Origin of the sequence: Flavobacterium sp. K5-23 (genome assembly GCF_023278045.1) — a bacterium.
Lineage (GTDB): Bacteria > Bacteroidota > Bacteroidia > Flavobacteriales > Flavobacteriaceae > Flavobacterium.
Map to the genome: position 1 here is coordinate 2,220,807 of NZ_CP056783.1, position 21,573 is coordinate 2,242,379.

Below are 21,573 nucleotides of genomic sequence, written 5' to 3' on the forward strand. Positions count from 1 at the left end.
AGAACCTATAAGTGAATAAGATTCTCATTATTACCACAGTCGTTGCATTAATGCTTTTACCCACAACGCATTATGGGCAGTCAAATCATAAAAAAAAGAAGAAAGTTACGGCAACAGTACCTCCTCCAGCTGAAAAAAAGCCCGAGCCTACTATTAAAGAGTACAGTAAGGTAATTACCAAAGATGCTATTTCAGACACTGGATTGTTTACAGTACATAAAGTAGATAAGAAATACTTTTTTGAAATCCCTAATTTGTTATTAGACAAAGACATGCTTTTGGTTAGCAGGTTTTCTAAACTGCCTTCTAATCTAGGTGGAGGATATGTTAACGCAGGTTCTGAAACTAATGAGCAGCTTATAGTTTGGCAACGTTTTCAGGATAAAATATTAATAAAGTTAAAGTCATATAACGCTGTTGCAAATGATAGCCTACCTATTAGTATTTCAGTAAAATCTAATAATTATGAGCCTACTTTATACGCATTTGATATTGTGGCGTTTAGTAAAGACACTGCTAATACCGTAATTGACGTGACTAAATTTTATAGTACGGATGTAAAATCTATCAGTGGATTGTCCTCAGCTATGAGAGAAACATATAAGGTGAAAGGGCTGGATGAATCGCGTAGCTTTATCAATGCAATGCGTAGTTTTCCAATGAATATTGAAGTCGTTCAAGATTTTACGTATAACGCTTCAAAACCGCCTGTATTAGAAGATACTGAAACAATTAGTATCCAAATGAATCAATCTATGATATTGCTTCCTGAGAAGTTAATGCAACCTAGATTAGCTGATCCAAGAATAGGATGGTTTTCTATGAGTCAATTTGATTATGGTAGTGATGAATTAAAATCAGATTATAAAACCTATATCCGCCGTTGGAGATTAGAGCCAAAAGACCCTGAAGCTTATGCTCGTGGTGAATTGGTCGAACCTATTAAACCTATTGTTTATTATTTAGATCCCGCCACTCCTGAAAAGTTGCGTAAATACATCAAGTTAGGAATTGAAGAGTGGAAAAAACCTTTTGAAACGGCTGGTTTTAAAAATGCCATCATCGCAAAAGATGCACCTACAAAAGAAGAAGATCCTGACTTTAGTCCAGAAGACATTCGCTATTCGGTGATTCGTTATGTGGCGAGTACAACCCGTAATGCAACTGGACCCAGTGTTTCTGATCCTAGAACTGGAGAGATAATCGAAAGTGACGTGATATGGTACCACAATCATTTGCGTTCTTATAGAAACAGGTATTTGTTAGAAACAGGAGCCGCAAATCCTTCTGCACGAACGTTAAACACGAGTGAAGAGGAAATGGGAGATATGATGCGAATGGTTATTGCACATGAAGTAGGTCACGCTCTTGGTTTTCCACATAATATGGGAGCCAGTTGTGCTTATGAAATTGAAAGTTATAGAGACGGTGCGTTTACACAAAAAAACGGAATTGCAGCCAGTATAATGGATTATGCCCGTTTTAATTACATAGCGCAACCCGAAGACAAGAATATTCGTTTCATACGCCAAATGGGGCCTTACGATCATTATGCAGTAAACTGGGGTTATCGAGTGATTCCAAAGTCAATTTCTCCAGAATCTGAGAAGTCAGTTTTAGACAAATGGATTTTAGAGAAAGCAGGGAATCCTATTTATAAATATGGAAAACAGAGCAGTAGTTTTGATCCCACTTCACAAACCGAAGATATAGGGAATAATTCTATGAAAGCCAGTTCTTACGGTCTTAAAAATTTACAATATGTTGCCGCTCATTTATCAGAGTGGACTAGTGATGTAACCAACAATTACGATGATTTAGATGAGTTGTATAAGGAAATGTTAGATGTTTGGAGTAGGTATGTAGGTCATGTTGTTACCAATGTGGGTGGTGTATATGAAAATATGAAGAAACCTAATCAATCCGGGAATGTATACGATATTGTGCCTAAAGTAAAGCAACAAGAAGCCATGCTTTGGTTGCAAAACAATGCTTTTAATTCACCTACTTGGTTAGTTAATGTATCTACTTTGAAAAACATTGATTATACAGGGTATACGGAGCGATTTAGAAATTTACAAGTTCGTCATTTAAACAATGTTTTGAGTTTTGGTCGTATTGGTAGATTAATGGACGCGGAGATAATGGGGACTTCAAATTATAAAGCCCTTGATTTACTTCGCGATATGAGAAAAGGGATATGGAAAGAAGCAACTTTGGTTTCTAATGTGAGTATCTATAGAAGAAACTTGCAACGTGCCTATATTGAAAGAATGAATTTTTTAATGAACGAAGAAATTAAATCCGAAAAATCAGAGGGGTATTATAACGTATCACAATCTGATGTAAGGGCTCTAGTAAGAGGAGAACTTAACGTTTTAAAAGGATCATTGTTTACTGCAAAAAACACAGCGATAAATATAGAAACGAAATACCATTATGAAGATAGTATCAAGCGAATTGAGCTTATATTAAATCCTAAATAATTTTCTTTTACTTTGATAAATAAGCAAAAAAGCACTTCTGTATTGAAGTGCTTTTTTGCTTTTGGGTGTCTGTGAAATTATTTTATCAAAAACTTTTAAGGAGTGGATGCAGAGCGGTTTCGTTTAACAGAAGTTTCATTACTTCATTAGTTCGATATATTGTTGGGAGTTCGTGTTACACACGAAAAGAAACTTTAGTTATTGGCAAGATTTTCTTTTTTAATAAGTCGCGGTACAAACGCTGTACTCCGTTACAATAGTAAGTTGGTCCTCGTTGCAAATGAGAACCGGAGATGGATATATTGGTGCTGTAATTTACTATTGAACCAGTAGTTGATTTTAAGGCATAAAAAAACCACGAGATTTAACAACTCGTGGTTTTTAAATAAAAATTTGGACCAAAAAGGTATTTATTATAGCGCTATGACACCTACATTAGTGTTTACACCTGCTACAACCACCACATTCGATTTGGTTACAGGTAGTAATGGCAATAAAGGTGTTATAGTAAAAGTATAGCTACCTGGTAAAAGCCCTGATACTTGAAACTGACCAAACTCGTTCACACTACTCGAATATATAGTACCATCAACAGCGGTAGCTGTTGCCACAGCCAAAGTACCAATAGGTGTAATGCTTCCTTTGATATTTCCAGTAATAGCTGTAACTACAGTTCTAACTACTGGTTTTAGTTTGTAAGTTCCAGTTCCAGTTTGTACAATTGATGTATTAGCATCAAAATCAAGAAGGACTTCATTTTGAATATCAGCAAGTAAGGTTTGGTGCACTTGTAATTTCAAACCTGATTGTTCCGCACTTGGCGTGCTTAAAGGATAAACAACATTTCCCACTTTCACTGTGTTGTTAGACCCAAGGATCAACCTAATTTGCGATACCTTAGCATCACTCAATTCACTTGTAGCAATTAGCTTACTAACACCATTAGATAAATCTAAAAGGTTGTAAATACCTGCTGTAGTGTTCAATAGTACCGTTTGTCCATTGCCTCCTGTAACTTCCACAGCTTGTAAATCAATGTTTACTTCTTGATAAGGTCCCGGAGCATCTGTCATACGAACATTGTAGGCATATGTGTCAGAATTAGAATCACTGTTACAAGAATTCAATGTAATACCAAACGCAATAATCGTGGCAATTAAAAATATCTTTTTCATAATATAATTGTTATGCTGTAATTTAAGTTTTACAACAATACAAAGGTGCTTACTATTGATTTAGACACTGTTATAGAATAACAGCTTAAATTTATATAATTTCCATTTAGCTAATACATTCTGCGATAATGGTTAAACATTATAAAAAGAAATCCCAATTTTCCTGAAGAGTTTTTGTAATTATAAATAAGGATTACTTCATTTTTTCGTTTACAACATCCACAGTAACATCTATAGAAGAAGCTGATAGCGGATGTGCAATCCGTACACATACCAATAATCAATCACAATAAATTTTTATTATTTTTTTAATCTTTTCATTTTGTAGATTTCCTATGTCAATACACTATTCGTGTACGAACTGTAAACCCGCCCTAAATTTTTCTACAAAAAAACATTCTAGGTATAGTGGTAAATATAGAAACGAAATACCATTATGAAGACAGTAAGTAATCGCACAGCAATTCCTTAGTTATAGTTAAAAATTGATGTATTATTTGCTTGATTTTTCAATTTTCTGACTATTTTTGTGAGTTGGAATACTAAATTAATAATATAAAAAAAAATAATAATGAAAAAGTCAATTGTAATAGCTTGCTCGGTTCTGGCATTGATGAGTTGTAAAAAAGAGGATAAAGTTCAAGAAATGAAAACGGAAGTTGCATATGCTACTTTTGGAGATAGTATTTCAGCTGAAAATGCTTTGACAAAAGAAGAGATGTTAGCCAAATTTGATAAGCTTTCTCAAGGAGATACAATTGCTGTAAAATTCAAATCTAAAATAAAAGAAGTTTGTACGAAAAAAGGATGTTGGATGAATTTGGATTTAGCAAATGAAAAAGAAGTGTTTGTTAAATTTAAGGACTACGCTTTTTTCGTTCCTAAAAATGCAGGTAATGAAGAAGTTGTTATTAGTGGAAAAGCGTATGTAAGTGTTGAAACTGTTGAAGAATTGAAACATTACGCAAAAGACGGAGGAAAATCTCAAGCCGCTATCGACAGTATCGTAGCACCAAAAACTACCTATTCGCTAATGGCTGATGGTGTTTTAATAAAAAAATAAATGAAAAACAGTATACTGTATTTATGTTTAGTTCTGTTTTTTAGTTGTGCTAAAAAGTCTGATAAAGAAGAAACTACATTAATTTCGTCAAGCAAAGAGAAGAAACAATTTGAGATGTATGAAATGTCTGAGATGTCTTTGTTGATGGAGCAAATGTATAATGAAAAGGTGCAACTAAAAGAAAGAATTAAAAAAGGAGAGACTATAGGGAAATTCCCAAATCATTTTATGAAAATCCACAAAGCGATTATGACTGATGAAAGTGAAAATGATACTTTTTTCAAAGAACAAGCCGCTCTTTTCATCAAAGCACAAGAGTTGATTTATGAAGATCCTAAAAATGCAAAAGAGCATTTCAATGAAGGTGTAAATTCATGTGTTAGTTGTCACGAAGTAAAGTGTGGTGGTCCAATACCAAGAATTAAGAAGTTATATATACAATAAAACAGGAATTTCATTGGGAATATTGCTATTCATTTAATTGATTTGGTATGAATGTTATTATTCAAATATGGTGCTATCTTGGAAGACAAACTCTTATTTTCTCTAGCTGCGGAATCAATAATTTACAACATATAAAAACGATTATTTCCGGCTTTAGGAAAATATTTAACGAAACTATAATTCCACTAATTTCCAACTAGCTCAAAATGGGGCTTATCGTTTGTTTTTTTATTCCCAATTTTTTATTTCGTCTAATTTTATTTCGCATTCCACGATTTTTCCATTAGCCAAATATTCTTTTTCAAAAATTATAATATCATTGTCAAACTTAATAGGTTTGACGAAACCTTTTTCAGCAGTTGAGATCGTTGCGAATATCCCTTTTTGAAGATCAATCAAAGTTAATGCAGTTACGGGGCCTTTTTGGTAGTCGATAGTTAACCATTCTTGCAATGCTAAAAAGGTTGAGTTCGGATGCCATTTAAATTCAAACCCAAATATTCTGTTTGCGATTAATTGTCCGTTTAATTTTATTTTGTAGTATGTCGGCCCAAACCGAATTTCGCCTTCGAAAACAAAGTCAAACCCATTTTTCTTGTCTTGGGATTTATATGCTCCTATTTTTGCTGTTTCCATTGACTGTTAGTTTCAGTTTTGTAAATACTCCATAACGGTTATGCATAACAAAAGCGCAGGAACTCTTGATTAAGCACTAAACTAAGCATTATTTTTATACAGTGTTGGCTTTAGTTTATATTTATTTTACATAAAAAGAAGCTAACAAATTAGAGACAGCCTTTTACTAATTTATGTATCTATACTTATTAGTTTCCTTCACTTAATGAATAACTTCCGTCTCCATTAAATGAAGTCAGCGTAATTGTAATAGTCCATTTTCCAGGTTTTCCAGCTTTAGTTACTCCGTCAATACTATCTGGGTCGGTTCCGCCTTTTAGGCTTCTGTCAAGAACCACAATTCCATTAGCATCTGCGACTACAATTTGGAATGTTCCTGATGCTGTAGCAGTAATATCAGCGTTATAGTCAGCAGTTGCCAAGTTGTTAATCCAATTAATTGTTCTAGAGCCATTTCCACCATTACCAGTAAAATCTCCGCCAATATCTCCAGAAGGTCCTTCGTTAACGGTAATATTTACTGTTGGTCCATCATCATCTGAACAAGATGTAAATGTTCCAATAAATAGTGTCATTGCCGTTAAAATTATAAGTAGTTTAATATTTGAGGTTTTCATAATATTTGAGGTTTAATTTGTTATTAGTTAATTTTTATCAATTCTTTATAAAAAGAACTAATTCAATAAAATTCCTAGTCTGTGAAGGTAACTATTTTAAATTAACTCTTAACACCAACACAATCAGATTTTTATGTGTTTGAGGTTTTTGTTCAAATTACAGCCAACTAGTATATAGTTCTGACAGTCGTTAGACTTTTTATGCATTCAAATACATATATTCATACGGAAGCCGCGAAATTTTTAATTTATTCCCATAAAAAAAGTGCTCCTTTTCAGGAACGCTTTCTATATAATAAATCTAAAGATTATTTTTTCTCAATCCACAATCTAGCATTTACAAACGCTTCGTGCCAAGGAGAAACTTCATAGTTTCTGTCAGCTGGATAATTCGCCCAGTTCCATTGAAAATTTGAACGCTCAATATGGGCATCATCACCAAATGACGCCTTTTAGTGTCCCCTATGCAGCCACACGAAAGGGTTCGCACGGCAGCGGGGGATAATGAATTTCCTAGAAGTTCCTTCTTATATAGGATAGCTATTCCTTTATGAGAGATACCATTTTAGGCTGGTAAAAGGAAAGTGTGAATTATGTAACTTAACGATATTGTTGTGTAACATCAAACATATAAAGCAACCCTACATTTGCAATGTGATAATTTCGAAACTTCACAAATACATATAAATATGAAAATTAAAAATCTATTATCAGCTTGTGCAATAGTAATGGTTGTCTTATTTACGGGTTGTTCAAATGACGACACCACGCAATCGGCTCCAGCTCCAACTCCAACTGTGGCTTTAACTAGTCCCTTAAGTAGTGATACAAATGTTGCGAGAAATAAAGTAGTTTCTGTAAACTTTAGTATCGCAATGGATGCATCAACTATTAATAGCACAACGTTTACAGTAAAACAAGCAGGAAACACAGTATTAGGAACAGTTTCATATTCAGGCACCACTGCAAAGTTTGTTCCAGCAACTGTACTTGCAGCTAATACTCTTTATACAGCTACACTAACTACAGGAGTAAAAAGTGCAGATGGAAAAGCTCTTAGCGCTAACAAGCAATGGGAATTTACAACAACGGCTAACCCGGCGGTTGGCTTAGCAGCTGTTAGTCTTGGTTCAGCAGGGAATTATGTAATTCTTGCAAAAACGACAATTACTAACGTACCAACGTCTGTAATTACAGGAGATCTAGGACTAAGTCCAGCAGCTACATCGTATATTACAGGATTCTCTTTAACAGATTTTACAGGTTATGCAAAGGCTGCACAAGTTACCGGAAAAGTATATGCTGCTGACATGGTTACTCCAACTTCTTCTAACCTTACCACGGCGGTTGAAAATATGATTACAGCTTACAATGATGCAGCAGGACGTCCTTCTCCTGATGTTCTCAATTTGGGAGCAGGAAATATTGGTGGTCAAATATTAACTCCAGGGCTTTATAAATGGACTAGCTCTGTAACCGTACCAGCGAGTATAACCATTTCAGGATCAGCTGATGATGTGTGGATTTTCCAGATTTCAGGTGATTTAGCTATGAGTGCTGCAACAAGAGTGATTTTACAAGGTGGAGCCAAAGCTTCAAACATTTTCTGGCAGGTAGCTGGTAAAGCATCTTTTGGAAGCACGTCTCATTTTGAAGGTATTATCTTGTCAAAAACAGGGATAACTTTTCAAACAGGAGCTTCTTTTAATGGAAGAGCTTTAGCGCAAACTGCTGTAATTCTTGATGGAAACACAGTAGTACAACCACAATAAAGTGTAGTATAAAATAATGTTGAAAGAGGTGTTCCCGTGGAGCGCCTCTTTTTATGTTTAGTAATATCTCGATGGATGGTTTACTTCTGTGTTTGGATGCATTCCGATCGCTATCAGGAAGTCCGACCAGAGTGAAATTGCGAAGCAGAACGATGAAGCAATCACGAAGGGTATGCCCGATAGCGCATTCTATGATAAAAAACAACTAAAAAAGCAATTATTGATTTTTCTATAATATTTATTAGCCTGTTCATTTTTTCTGTCGTCGCGCCAAATTGACGTACAACGTTTTGCTGCTTTGCGATGGCTGGAAATTCGTAACCGCTCAATTTTCGGTTTAACGAAAACTTAATGATGCTTTACATAGGAATGGCTGTTAGCACCAGTTTTTATTTTTGCAGTTCAATTAATTTCCATTGTCCATTTTGTTCTTTCTCCAAGTAAACACTAACATTTAGGTCTTTTGTATTTCCTGAAACTTTAATTTCAAGTTGTGCTTGTCCTTGTCCGTTTGATATACTTACATTTCCTGTTGGCATCATTCCATATCCTTTTATTCCACCAATTTCATTGATGATATCTTTATTTTGTTCGATTTCTTTTGTCGCTACTTTGTATGCGTCTGAATTTTTCATTGCATTACCAGCTGTGAAAAATACAAAGACAAAAAATGCAATTCCTACTCCAATAAGAGCTAAAATTCGTGGAAGTTTACTCGGCTTATTAGTATTTTTTACCACAACTGTTTTTGCAACTATGTCTCCAAGTCTTTTCTTTTGGTTGTTAGTTGCTAAAACAATAAATTCAACAGGCCAGATAATTATAAATAAGTTTCGTAAAAAAAGTCGTCCAAATGAAGCGATTTCATTCTGATTATTTTCGTCACGAACCATAATTCCCATAATCCATTTTCCAGCACTAATTCCTTTCAAGCTGTCTTTTGCAAAATATAGAATGAAACCAGGTATCATAACAAACAACATTATAGTCATCATTTTACTTGGATTATTTTCGTCCATAAAATTTGGACCAAGTGCAATGAATACAATTGAAACCATTAAAAATGACATTACGAAATGGTCAATTATGAATGCCGCAATTCGTCTTTTTCTACTTGATTTTAGAAATGTCAATTCTGTTTTTTGTTCTGTCATTGTTGTCGCTTTTTAAAATTGGTGCTAACTAGTATAAGGTTTGATAAAATCAGACCTGTCACCCCAAAAATGGAGAGATAGGTCTGACAGCCGTTAGACTTTTTATGCATTCAAATATATAACTTTTTCTTACAAAAGAAACTTAAGTTTTAATTTATTCCCATAAAAAAAGCGCTCCTTTTCAGGAACGCTTTCACTATAATAAATCAACGAAATTATTTTTTCTCAATCCACAATCTAGCATTGACAAAAGCTTCGTGCCAAGGAGAAACTTCATCATTTCTGTTTGAAGAATAATTACCCTAATTCAAGACGCTTTATAGTAGCAGAAATAACCATTATAAATTTAATTTAAAGGTGGTTTGATTCGTCACAATAAACATAATAAAATATAGTATAATAGAAATTTCAATGATTGTAAACATATAAAACGTAAGTATTCTCCATGTAAATCCCAGAATAGAATACCTTTTTTTTGTAGCATTAAAATAAGTCCAAATTGGAAATAAAAGAATTAAGAAGAAGCAAATAAATTTTAGAATACCTGCAACGTATTCTATTCCCTGAAAAGTGTCTAAAAGCGATAACAAGTTAATAAATAGGCATAAAACTAAAATCCCCAATAAATTTATTCCTCCAATTATAAAATGCTCAGCTAAATTGAGTTTCAATCTTCTGAAAACCAGAAAAGCATTTAAAGCAATTAACGGAACGAATCCCAATAATATCACTTTCACATTACCTGATAAAAAATTCATAAATTTTAAACCATCGCCTACATTTTTATTCACTGATGAGGGATCAATTTTATGATGATAATGCACCGTAAGAACATTTAACCCGATTAGCATTAAAATGAGATAAAAAACATTGTAGTATTTGACTCTTTTGCCATTAATGTAATCCAATGCCGCTTGTCCAGGTCTTGTAAAAGTTTCTTTTATTGTTAGTAAAATACCTTTTTCTAAATGCCAAACACCGTGTATAATGTCATGAAACAAAAAATGTTTTAGGGTAATAGCATGTGTATTATTTTTTTGCCCACAATTTTGACAATAATTGCCAGAGACTGTTTGTTCGCAGTTTAAGCATTGCTTATGATTCATATAGTAATGTATTGATTTTTGGAAATTCACTAAAAAAAATGATTTTATTCAGGCGATAAAAGTAAGAATTTATAGTTGTAAAATAAAAAAGCTTTCAAGTATATTACCTGAAAGCTTTATAAAAGTTATAATTTTTTGAACCTTACTTTTTCTCAATCCACAATCTTGCATTGACAAAGGCTTCGTGCCAAGGAGAAACTTCATCGTTTCTGTCTACTGGATAATTTGCCCAGTTCCATTGGAAAACCGAATGTTCAATGGGACATAATTACAAGGTTATAAAAATCATTTTTTAGGCCCCATTTTTTTTATGAGGCTATCTAAATCTGAAATATAGCTCTTGTCTTGTTCGATTCTAAAAAAATCATATTCTTGGTATGTTTTTTCAACCGCTTTTTCATGCGAAATTTTCCCGGCATTGGGTAAAATGTCCAAACTATTGCTGTCTAAAAATTTATTGGTACGTTCCAGCCAGTCTTTCATGTGTAATAATTTGCTGCGTCGGGCTTGAAATTCGGCCAAGTCTAAAAAGGCACTTACTAAAAGATTCAAGTCTCCAATTTCGGGTTCGGATAAATAATTTTTAGCGATAGTGACATCACTTTTCAAAATTTTTCCCTGTGGAGCATTTTTCCAAGTGGAAAGTCCCATGAAATCTTTGTTTCGGTCTACTCTGTCATAAATAATTTCGGCTGCCGTTTTACCTGTAATGGCAAAATGAAGTTTGTTTTGAACCATTTTGTAAAACAGCGTGGTTTCTTCGGAATTTACCGAATAATCTGCACTGCATTGCTCAAATATATCGCCCAATTTTTGATACATTCTTCGCTCACTGGCTCGGATTTCACGAATTCGTTCGAGTAATTCGTCAAAATAATCTTTGCCGAATGGCTTTCCGTTTTTGAGCATATCATCATTCAAAACAAAACCTTTGATGATATATTCTTTTAAAGTTTGTGTAGCCCAAATCCTGAACTGTGTAGCCTGTTTAGAGTTTACACGGTAACCTACGGCGATAATGGCATCGAGGTTGTAATAGGTAGTGTTATATTTTTTACCGTCACTGGCAGTTGTTTCCATTTTGGAAACAACTGAAATTTCATCCAATTCGCTTGATTCAAAAATATTCTTTAAATGTTTGCTTATCGCAGGAACTTCAACACCAAATAAAGCGGCAATGGCTTTTTGGGGTAACCAAAAAGTGTCGTTTAAATACGTAACAGTAATGTTTACTTTACCTTCTTGGTTCGAGTATAGTAGTATTTGATTTTCCATTTGCGTATAAGTTATTGTTAAAAATATAACTTTATTTCATCATAAAAAAATAGCGCCCCAATCCGGGACGCTATTTTTAAAGTATTTATTTTGAGTACTATTTCTTCTCAATCCACAATCTTGCATTGACAAAGGCTTCGTGCCAAGGAGAAACTTCATCGTTTCTACCTGCAGGATAATTTGCCCAGTTCCATTGAAAATTAGAACGCTCAATATGTGGCATCATCACCAAGTGACGGCCTGTAGTGTCACACAGCATGGCGGTGTTGTAGTCAGATCCGTTTGGATTTGCCGGATAGCCTTCGTAACCGTATTTTCCAACGATTTGGTATTGGTCTTCGGCTAATGGTAAATTGAATTTTCCTTCACCATGAGAAACCCAAACTCCTAATGTTGCTCCAGAAAGAGTGGATAACATCACTGATTTGTTTTCTTGCACCGTTACCGATGTAAAGATGCTTTCGTGTTTATGGCTGTCATTATGAAGCATTTTTCCGTGCACTTCGTGCTCTGGATTAATTACTTCCAGTTCCATAAACAACTGGCACCCGTTACAAATTCCGACAGATAAAGTGTCTTCTCTTTTGAAGAAGTTTTTCAGCGCCGTGTTTGCTTTTTCATTGTATAAAAAGGCACCAGCCCAACCTTTAGCTGAACCTAAAACATCCGAGTTTGAAAATCCACCCACAATACCAATGAATTTAATGTCTTCCAAAGTTTCACGCCCCGAAATCAAATCGGTCATGTGAACGTCTTTTACATCAAAACCGGCAAGGTACATCGCGTTAGCCACCTCACGCTCAGAGTTACTTCCTTTTTCACGGATAATAGCCGCTTTTGGACGTGGTTTTGAATTGTCGATTACTGGTTTCTTTCCTGTAAAATGTGCAGGGAAAGTAAACTGTAAGGGTTGGTTTTTATAATTGTCAAAACGTGCTTGCGCCATTCCGTTTTTAGATTGTTTTTGGTCTAATAAAAACGAAGTCTTAAACCAAATGTCTCTGTATTTAGGAATGTTCAATCCACAAGGACCAAAGTTCAAAGTTTCATCTGTAGTTACCGTTCCTAATTTATAGAAACTTACTCCGTTTGCTTTTAATTTATTTTCTAAAGTAGCATCGTCTTTGGCTTGGAACACAATTCCAATATTCTCAGCAAAAAGGTATTTGATGATGTCTTTTTCTTCGAAAACAGAGAAGTCAATTTTGGCTCCCAAATTCACATCTGCAAAACACATTTCTAATAAAGTAGTGATCAAACCACCACTTCCTATATCGTGTCCAGCAAGAATTTGATCGTCAAGAATTAATTCTTGCATTGTATTGAAAGCATTTTTGAAAAAAGCAGCATCTTTAATTGTTGGTGCGTCTTTTCCAATAGTATTCAAGGTTTGTGCAAACGATGAACCTCCTAATTTGAATTCGTCTTGAGATAAATTGATATAATAAATAGAACCACCGTCTTTTTGTAAAACAGGCTCTACCACTTTTCTAATATCAGTACAATTTCCACCTGCCGAAATAATTACCGTTCCCGGTGCAATTACTTCTTCGTTTGGATAGCGTTGTTTCATAGAAAGCGAATCTTTTCCTGTTGGAATATTGATTCCTAATTCGATTGCAAAATCCGAACAGCTTTTTACAGCAGCGTACAAACGAGCGTCTTCACCTTCGTTTTTACAAGCCCACATCCAGTTAGCCGAAAGGGAAATTCCATTCAAACCATCTTTAATTGGTGCCCAAACAATGTTAGACAAAGCCTCAGCAATAGCCGTTCTACTTCCTGCAACAGGATCGATTAATGCCGCTACTGGAGAGTGTCCTATTGAAGTGGCAACACCTTCTATTCCTTGGTAATCCAAAGCCATTACACCACAGTTATTCAATGGCAATTGCAACGGTCCAGTACATTGTTGTTTGGCTACTTTTCCACCTACACAACGGTCTACTTTGTTTGTCAACCAGTCTTTACAAGCCACTGCTTCTAACTGCAATACTTGCTCTAAATAAGTGGAGATATTTCTAATGCTGTATTCTAAATCAGCATAGTTTCTATCTATATTTTTATCGGTCATTACCACTTTTGGAGAACTACCAAAGAAGTCTTCCAAAGCATAATCCATTGGTTTAGCACCCGTAGTTTTTGATTCGAAAGTAAAACGATGATCACCTGTTACATCACCTACTTGATACATAGGAGAACGCTCTCTGTCAGCAATTCGTTGTAAGATGTCAATGTTTTCTTTGGCAATTACCAATCCCATTCTTTCTTGAGACTCGTTACCGATGATTTCTTTTGCCGAAAGGGTAGGGTCACCAATAGGTAATTTGTCTAAATCAATTAATCCACCTGTGTCTTCCACTAATTCCGAAAGACAGTTTAAGTGTCCTCCAGCTCCGTGATCGTGAATGGAAACAATTGGGTTGATATCGCTTTCCACTAATCCACGAATGGCGTTAGCAGCACGTTTTTGCATTTCTGGGTTTGAACGTTGGATCGCATTCAATTCAATTCCGGAACTAAATGCACCGGTATCCGCAGAAGAAACTGCAGCACCACCCATTCCAATTCTATAATTCTCTCCACCTAGGATAACGATTTTGTCTCCCGGTTGTGGTTTTTTCTTGATCGCTTGGTCTAATTTTCCGTAACCAATTCCACCTGCTTGCATAATCACTTTGTCGAAACCTAATTTACGGGCGTCTTCTTCGTGTTCGAAAGTCAGGACAGAACCTGTAATAAGCGGTTGTCCAAATTTGTTTCCAAAATCAGATGCTCCGTTAGAAGCTTTGATTAGAATGTCCATTGGAGTTTGGTACAACCATTTTCTTTCGGCCATTCCGTTTTCCCAAGGTCTGTTTTCTTCTAATCTTGAGTAAGAAGTCATATAAACTGCAGTTCCTGCTAATGGCAACGAACCTTGTCCACCTGCTAAACGGTCACGGATTTCTCCTCCTGATCCTGTAGCTGCTCCGTTGAAAGGCTCTACAGTTGTTGGGAAATTGTGGGTTTCTGCTTTTAATGATATAACCGAATCAAATTCTTTTACTTCGTAGAAATCAGGTTTGTCAGCACTTTTTGGCGCAAATTGTTGTACACGTGGCCCTTTTACAAAAGCAACGTTATCTTTATATGCCGACACAATATCGTGAGGGTTTTCAGCAGAAGTTTTCTTGATTAGTTTGAATAAAGATGAAGGCATTTCTTCACCGTCAATTACAAAAGTACCGTTGAAAATCTTGTGACGACAGTGTTCTGAATTGGCTTGTGAAAAAGCAAAAACTTCTGAATCCGTTAGTTTTCTACCTATTTTTACCGCTAGATTGTCTAGGTAATCTATCTCTTCTTGGCTTAAAGCCAAACCTTCTGATTGATTATAAGCAGCAATATCGTCAATGTCCAAAATGGCTTCTGGCTCGATATTGATCGTGTAAATATCTTGACTTAAGCCATCGTATTTTTGCGAAAGCATAGGATCAAAATCAGAAAAATCAGCCGTAGCTTTTTGGAATTCTTCGATTCTGATGATGCCAGATATACCCATATTTTGAGTAATCTCCACAGCATTAGTACTCCATGGAGTAATCATTGTGGCACGGGGTCCAACAAAAAAATCCGTCAGTACGGATTTTTCTATTTTATTTGCGTCGGCAAAAAGCCAGTTTAATTTTGAAATGTCTTGAGCTGAAATTTCGTTTTGCGTTTGTACTGCAAAAACAGTTTTGCTTTGGTTTTCAAAGAAATGGATCATTGTTGTGTAGTTTGTTGTATTACGGTGCAAATTTAGTCAATTAAGATCAAATTTTAAACAAAAAAAAAGCGACAATTTTGCCGCTTTTTAATATTGTGAAAATTTGTTGTTAACTAGTTGATTATAATCTTTTTAGATGTAGATTTTGAATCATCAATAATTTTCATCAAATACACACCTTTGTTAAGGTTAGTAATAGACATTGTTTGACCCTCAACGTTATTTCTTTCAAATACCTTTTGACCAAGTAGGTTATAGATTTCAATAGAATAGGCTTTATTAGAATTGTCTATGAAAAAGCTCCCGTTTGAAGGGTTTGGATATATTATGACATCGCTAAAGTCAACATTTTGCTCGTTTTTATCTGAGTTTGCAACCATACGACTTCCTAGATTGTTACAAGTATCTGAAGCATAAGAATCCCATTGTGCCGTTTTATTGAAAGTAGTCGTAGGAGAAGTAACGGTAGCTTTTCTTCTGATAGTTTCATCAGCTGCAAAGTTTGCCGTTCCTCCATTAAAAGTTCCAATGATATCTATAAGAACTCCGTTTTTGAATAAACCTACAGCATCATTTCCATTAAATGTCATTTCGGAAGCCGATGTAGAAATATTGGCCGAACTTATAGGATAACAACTTGATGCAATTAGGCTATTTACAATAGTGTATTTACTTCCGTTATTTAAAGTTCCTGTTAGACTTAGTCCTGTACTCCAAGAACCTGTGCCATTTGTTTGTTTTTTAATGCTATAAATTGACATATTTACAGCGCTTCCCGTAGCATTTGAAATTTCTAAAGCTTTATTGTTAGAGGAACCTTCGATATACTCTGAAAATAAAAGTTCAGTTGCACCACCATTTGATAAAGTGGTAACATTTACTGTGTTGCTTGCTAATGAAATATTTCCAGCTGCATCTTTAGCTTTAATTGAAAAGGTATAAGCCGTTGAAGCTGTTAATCCAGTTACATTATATGAGGTTGTAGCAACAGTTCCTAATAATGTTGTTCCTCGATATACATCATATCCAGTTACGGCAACGTTATCTGTAGATGCTGACCATGATAAATTAGTTGTGGTTTGTGTGGTTCCAGAAGCAACTAATGCTGTTGGAGCTGACGGGGCAGTTGTGTCTGCAGTCACTCCCGTAATTGTTACCGTATAATCTTCTACTTGTCCATACGAAAAGGCTTCACATGCAGTAGGGACCCCATTGTATTTCATTGATACACGCATTCTTGTACTTCCTAAAGTAGCGGTAGCTGGTATTGTGAATGAACCTGAAGCAGGTGTAGTTGTTGAAGTGGCCTTTGTCCATACTTGTTCTCCAGCATCTGTAAATAAACCATTTTGGTTGTAATCAATCCAAACAGCATATCCTTCACTATACACTGTCGATGTCCATGAAGGAGTTATTGTAATTGTATAAGCTGTACCTCGCGTAGCACTTGTAGAAATTGCAGTGTAATTTTCATAACCGGCAGTCCCAGAAGAAGTGTTATTTATTGTTCCAAAAACGACTTTGCCTATTTTTTCGTCAGCTGTACTGTTCCCTTGTGAAGTACAGTAGGTTAATGGAGCTGTTGCTGTTGTAGTAATGTTTACGGTATTACTTGCAGTAGATAAATTACCAGCAGCATCTTTTGCTTTTACAGTAAAGGAGTACGCTGTTGCAGCTGTTAATCCAGTTACATTATAAAAGGTTGTAGCAACAGTTCCTAATAATGTTGTTCCTTGATATATTTCATATCCAGTTACGCCTACGTTGTCTGTAGAAGCAGTCCAAGATAAAACCGTTGATGTTGTAGTGGTTCCAGAAGCCAATAAATTGGCAGGTGTTGTTGGAGCTTGCGTATCCCCTGATGGATTCCAGATTTGTTGAACGTATTCTGGATGATCAATGAACGGATTTCTGTTATTTTGAAAAGCATAAATTGCATTGTTTCTTGCTATTTCTCTTGCACTTACAGGATCTTGATTGTGCCAAGTCACAAGCATATTCAAAAAAGCGGTAGTGAAAACCTGATTACTTGATCCATTAAACATAGGATAGGTATAACCAGAAACGGTGTTTTCATATCGAGTGACAAAATATAAATACATTCGGGCAATATCCCCTTTAAATTCATCGATTGGTTCAAAAACAGTACCTGAATATCCAGCAACTGAGCTTGATCCTAATTTACTTCCGTTTAAGGATGTCCATGTTACTGTGCCTACAGTTCCATGAGGATAGCTAGATCGTTGCCCGTTAACTTTTCCGTCTGTTGGAGTGATAAAATGCGCATCGGAAACCATTGGAGCGCTTGAGCTAAATGATGATTGTGGTATAATATGCTCTCTATTGTAGCAATCACCTTCAATTGAATAATTCCCACATCTTTGGGTTGTTCCAGCGGAGTAATTATAAGGATCTGTTCCAGTTGGATTTTCTGAATACATATCCAAAATGGTTGCGTCATTTTCAAAGTAATAATCCCTGTCCGATGTTTGATAGATGGTATATAAACCGGCGTATCCGTTATCTGTATGTCCTTTGACGATGTTGTATAATTGTGTTTTTAAGGTGTAGCCGGTTCCGGTGGCTGTGTTATAATAGCCAGAGGGAATTTGTGCAATACTAGCCGTAAAGAAGAGTAGTAAAGCAAAAGAGTAGATTTGTTTCATGGTTAACAGTTAATTGGGGTTGATTTATAGATGTTTTCAAAAAATATAACAAAATAGTATAAAATGTATATTTTTTTGACAAATGTAAATCATTAATCCATAACTGAAGTCACTAAATTTTAAGTTAGTTTTGAATTCTTAATTCTTTATAAATTATATATTTAGTTTGTAAAAGGACGGTTAGTATAAGCTCCTAAATCGGGTGGCAATGTTCTTGTTTTTCCAGTTATATCCATAGGAATTAGATACAACTGATTCCCTTTCGCGAAAGCGGCAGAAGTAGCGTCTATGTTAAGTTTGTTTTGAGACACCTTTTGAAATTTAGGGTCTTTATTTAGAATTATGGCATTGTAGTGCACAGGATCTGTATCAAACAAATAATTAGGTTGATTGGAAATGTTATCAAATTTTATTAGACAGTTGTTAAATTGATACTCAAATAAAGCACCCGTTTTTTTAGATATTGCCAGTTCATTCCAGTTAGAACCATAAATGATACAGTTGTTGAAAAAGGCCGCAGTCAGATCTTTTACTTCAGGTGTGGCACCTAGAGCATAGTTGTTTATTAAAACGGATAGTTGCTGGGAGCTATTCCAGTTGTTGTTGAACGTGCAATGTGTAAAGTTGTAATTTCCCCCGTATGTACAGGCTAAACTAGCTTGCCCCGCATTATTAATAACGATGTTTTCTCCTTTTATTCTTCCGGTTTGTGCTAAAATTCCATAATTGGTAGAATTGTATATCTGGGTGTTTTTTATAGAGGTAGTCGTTCCGTTATTATTTTGAATTAGTAAGCCAATGGTGGCGTTTTTAATTGTCAGATGATTTAGTTTGTGATTTGTGCTTCCGTCTGTTAGCCAAATTACACCCCATTGTCCCGGAACATTTGAATATTCTGGTTCAAGTCTATCTCCTTCAAAAATCACCTCGTTTTCCAGATTTTTGGTAATCGATACGGTACCGTTTACATTTATCGATGAATTTCTAGAAGCTATCAGTCCTGAATCTGCATGGAAATGCACTCTGCTTCCTGGATTAAACACGGCCGTTTTTCCAACGGGTACTGCAGCATAACCGTAAATGACATAGGGTTTTTTATTTGTGAAAAGCAGCTCGTTACCATTAATTGGATCGTTTTCGTCCAGATAAAAGCCATAGATTTTTTCGTTTCCCACTGGTAATGTTTCGGTTGTGCCGTCAGCAAAACGATTTGGATACAGGAAAACAGCATCTTGAATTAGGGTTACTAATTCGACAGTTTGTAAATTTTTTCCACCGTCAAATTGAATTTGGTCAGTGTATAGAAAGTCGGACGGATTCGCATCTGCAATATTTGCCGTGGTTTCAATGAAAATATAAAGGCTGTCTCTGGCTAATAAATCGATGTTGTTGAATATTTTACCTTGATTTCCATTCATTCCATCAACTGTCATTCGGTATTTAGAACTTAATCCTTTAGCTAATTTAATTGTTGGAATTGTGATGTCTTTTTTACTGCGGTTGTACACTTTTAGGCGGTAGGTACTAGAACCAATATTTGTAAATACAGTATCGAGGTAGATGGTATCTTTCGAAAACGATAATTCTCCTGAGCTAGCAACTGTTTCAAAATCGGAGCGGCAGGCACAAACTGATAAAAGAATTCCAATAATAAATAGTAAATTTAAGGGACGCATTTTGTTTGATTTTGTGTAAAAATAAGAAAAATCTATCTTGAATGAAACATGATTATGAAAATTGAATTCAGAATATCGATTGTATTTTATGTTTTGTGACTTATCTTTTATTTATTTTTACATTCTTATAAAACAGATTTCATGAAATTAGATAGAGATACAATGATTCAATATTGCAATGAGTTTTCTAAAAACACATTGATGCAAACTTTAAATATTGAGTATATAGATGCAGGAGAAGATTTTCTTGTTGCTAGAATGCCGGTTAATTCTTCTGTTCATCAGCCAATGGGTTTGTTGCACGGTGGAGCTTCGGTAGCTTTAGCGGAGAGTGTGGGAAGTACAGCGTCTCATTTTTTTATAAATACTAAAGAGCAAGAAATTCGCGGAATTGAGATTTCGGCTAATCATTTAAAAGCGGTGCGTGACGGATTCGTTTTTGGAACAGCAAGAATTATACATAAAGGGAGAACACTTCATCTTTGGGAAATAAAAATTACAGATGAGGCTGGAAATCTAGTTTCTCTTTGTAAATTGACAAATATTGTACTGACAAAAGAGAAGAAATAAAAAAAGTGGTTTTCCACAAGAAATTTTGGACTTAAATAGATAAATTATATGACTGATTTTTTTATAAAAGTAAAACAGCAAGAAGCATTGCATTTACCTTATGTGATCTACAAGAAACCAAATAAAAATAAGTTGGTGGGTTATTTTCAGAAAAACGATCATTTGTATTTTGCTGAAAACTTATCCGAAAAAGGCTTTGTTTTTGCACCTTTTGACGAAAGTCAAATGATATTGATTCCTAAAAAGGAAGCGGTAAAATGGGAAAGTCATTTGACTTCTTATAAAGAAAATTATCAACCGGACATTGTTATAGCTGAAGATAAAGTTGCAAAAGCGCATTATGAAGCTTTAGTTCAAAAAGGGATTGATGGTATCGAAAAGGGATTGTTTGATAAAGTGGTTTTGTCAAGAATGGAAGTTGTTGGCCTAACTGATTTTGAGGTGGTTTCCGTATTTAAAAGACTGATTCAAAGTTACCCTACTGCTTTTTGCTATTGTTGGTTTCATCCTAAAATTGGTTTGTGGATGGGAGCTACTCCAGAGCATTTACTGAAAGCTTCCAAAAAGAAGTTTTATACGATGGCATTAGCCGGAACGCAATCAGTACAAGAAAATAAGGAAGTGGTTTGGGAGAAAAAAGAAATTGAAGAACAACAGTTTGTCACTGATTATATTTTGGATAATTTAAAAAACGTCACTTCAGAAGTTTCGGTTTCTAATACCTATACTTTACAAGCAGGGAATTTATTGCATCTTAAAACAGATATTGAAGGGACTATTAATAAAACTTCAAGTTTGAAAGAAGTGGTGTCAATTTTACATCCCACACCCGCAGTTTGTGGTTTGCCTAAAAAGAACGCCAAAGACTTTATAATAGAAAATGAGGGTTATGATAGAAGGTATTATACTGGTTTTTTAGGAGAATTGAATATGAAAGGGATTGGTAAAAGGAAATCTAAAACCGATTTATATGTCAATTTACGTTGTATGCAAATAGAGATTGCTTCGAATCTCGCAATGACACAGGCGCATTTGTTTATGGGTTGTGGAATTACAAAAGACAGTGTTCCTGAAAAAGAATGGAATGAAAGTGTCCATAAATCGATGACAATGAAAAGGGTATTGTAAGTAGAGTGAAGAGTGAATTGCAAGGAAAAATTAATTAGTATTAAAGAAGAATAA

Annotated in this window: 15 protein-coding genes; 6 read left to right on the forward strand and 9 right to left on the reverse strand. The window is 35.0% G+C overall.

Annotated features, from left to right (window positions below):
• Positions 1-11 precede the first annotated feature (11 nt).
• Positions 12-2,486 (forward strand): zinc-dependent metalloprotease, encoded by a 2,475-nt coding sequence (locus tag FLAK523_RS09720; protein WP_248902919.1) that lies wholly within the window; start codon positions 12-14, stop codon positions 2,484-2,486.
• Between the two features lie 413 nt (positions 2,487-2,899).
• Here FLAK523_RS09720 and FLAK523_RS09725 read toward each other — a convergent pair whose 3' ends face one another.
• Positions 2,900-3,661 (reverse strand): DUF4382 domain-containing protein, encoded by a 762-nt coding sequence (locus FLAK523_RS09725; RefSeq protein ID WP_248902920.1) that lies wholly within the window; start codon positions 3,659-3,661, stop codon positions 2,900-2,902.
• A 571-nt stretch (positions 3,662-4,232) separates the two neighbouring features.
• Here FLAK523_RS09725 and FLAK523_RS09730 point away from each other — a divergent pair.
• Positions 4,233-4,724 (forward strand): DUF4920 domain-containing protein, encoded by a 492-nt coding sequence (locus FLAK523_RS09730; protein ID WP_248902922.1) that lies wholly within the window; start codon positions 4,233-4,235, stop codon positions 4,722-4,724.
• Positions 4,725-5,168, forward strand: a complete 444-nt coding sequence (locus FLAK523_RS09735) for a hypothetical protein (RefSeq protein ID WP_248902923.1) — start codon at positions 4,725-4,727, stop codon at positions 5,166-5,168.
• Positions 5,169-5,396: 228 nt separating this feature from the next.
• Here FLAK523_RS09735 and FLAK523_RS09740 read toward each other — a convergent pair whose 3' ends face one another.
• Positions 5,397-5,804: a hypothetical protein gene (locus FLAK523_RS09740; RefSeq protein ID WP_248902924.1), complete on the reverse strand. Its 408-nt coding sequence runs from the start codon at positions 5,802-5,804 to the stop codon at positions 5,397-5,399.
• A 188-nt stretch (positions 5,805-5,992) separates the two neighbouring features.
• Positions 5,993-6,421 carry a hypothetical protein gene (locus tag FLAK523_RS09745; RefSeq protein WP_248902925.1) on the reverse strand — a complete coding sequence of 143 codons (429 nt, stop codon included), beginning with the start codon at positions 6,419-6,421 and terminating at the stop codon, positions 5,993-5,995.
• 689 nt (positions 6,422-7,110) lie between these two features.
• Between FLAK523_RS09745 and FLAK523_RS09750 the strand changes: the two genes are divergently transcribed.
• Positions 7,111-8,193: an ice-binding family protein gene (locus FLAK523_RS09750; protein WP_248902926.1), complete on the forward strand. Its 1,083-nt coding sequence runs from the start codon at positions 7,111-7,113 to the stop codon at positions 8,191-8,193.
• Between the two features lie 389 nt (positions 8,194-8,582).
• Here FLAK523_RS09750 and FLAK523_RS09755 read toward each other — a convergent pair whose 3' ends face one another.
• The 6 genes from FLAK523_RS09755 to FLAK523_RS09780 form a co-directional block, all read right to left on the reverse strand.
• The gene (locus tag FLAK523_RS09755) at positions 8,583-9,347 is read right to left on the reverse strand and encodes an RDD family protein (RefSeq protein ID WP_248902927.1); all 765 of its coding nucleotides are present in this window, start codon (positions 9,345-9,347) and stop codon (positions 8,583-8,585) included.
• 338 nt (positions 9,348-9,685) lie between these two features.
• Entirely contained in the window at positions 9,686-10,453 is a 768-nt protein-coding gene (locus FLAK523_RS09760) for a DUF3667 domain-containing protein (protein ID WP_248902929.1), read from the reverse strand.
• A 285-nt stretch (positions 10,454-10,738) separates the two neighbouring features.
• Positions 10,739-11,728 carry a virulence RhuM family protein gene (locus tag FLAK523_RS09765; RefSeq protein ID WP_248902931.1) on the reverse strand — a complete coding sequence of 330 codons (990 nt, stop codon included), beginning with the start codon at positions 11,726-11,728 and terminating at the stop codon, positions 10,739-10,741.
• A gap of 97 nt (positions 11,729-11,825) precedes the next feature.
• On the reverse strand, positions 11,826-15,479 hold the full coding sequence (gene purL, locus FLAK523_RS09770) for a phosphoribosylformylglycinamidine synthase (protein WP_248902933.1): 3,654 nt from the start codon (positions 15,477-15,479) through the stop codon (positions 11,826-11,828).
• A 113-nt stretch (positions 15,480-15,592) separates the two neighbouring features.
• Entirely contained in the window at positions 15,593-18,145 is a 2,553-nt protein-coding gene (locus FLAK523_RS09775) for an endonuclease (protein ID WP_248902935.1), read from the reverse strand.
• Between the two features lie 161 nt (positions 18,146-18,306).
• Positions 18,307-19,821 (reverse strand): hypothetical protein, encoded by a 1,515-nt coding sequence (locus FLAK523_RS09780; protein WP_248902937.1) that lies wholly within the window; start codon positions 19,819-19,821, stop codon positions 18,307-18,309.
• A 141-nt stretch (positions 19,822-19,962) separates the two neighbouring features.
• Here FLAK523_RS09780 and FLAK523_RS09785 point away from each other — a divergent pair, with 141 nt between their 5' ends.
• The gene (locus FLAK523_RS09785) at positions 19,963-20,391 is read left to right on the forward strand and encodes a PaaI family thioesterase (RefSeq protein WP_248902938.1); all 429 of its coding nucleotides are present in this window, start codon (positions 19,963-19,965) and stop codon (positions 20,389-20,391) included.
• A gap of 48 nt (positions 20,392-20,439) precedes the next feature.
• Entirely contained in the window at positions 20,440-21,519 is a 1,080-nt protein-coding gene (locus FLAK523_RS09790) for an isochorismate synthase (protein WP_248902940.1), read from the forward strand.
• Positions 21,520-21,573: the final 54 nt, after the last annotated feature.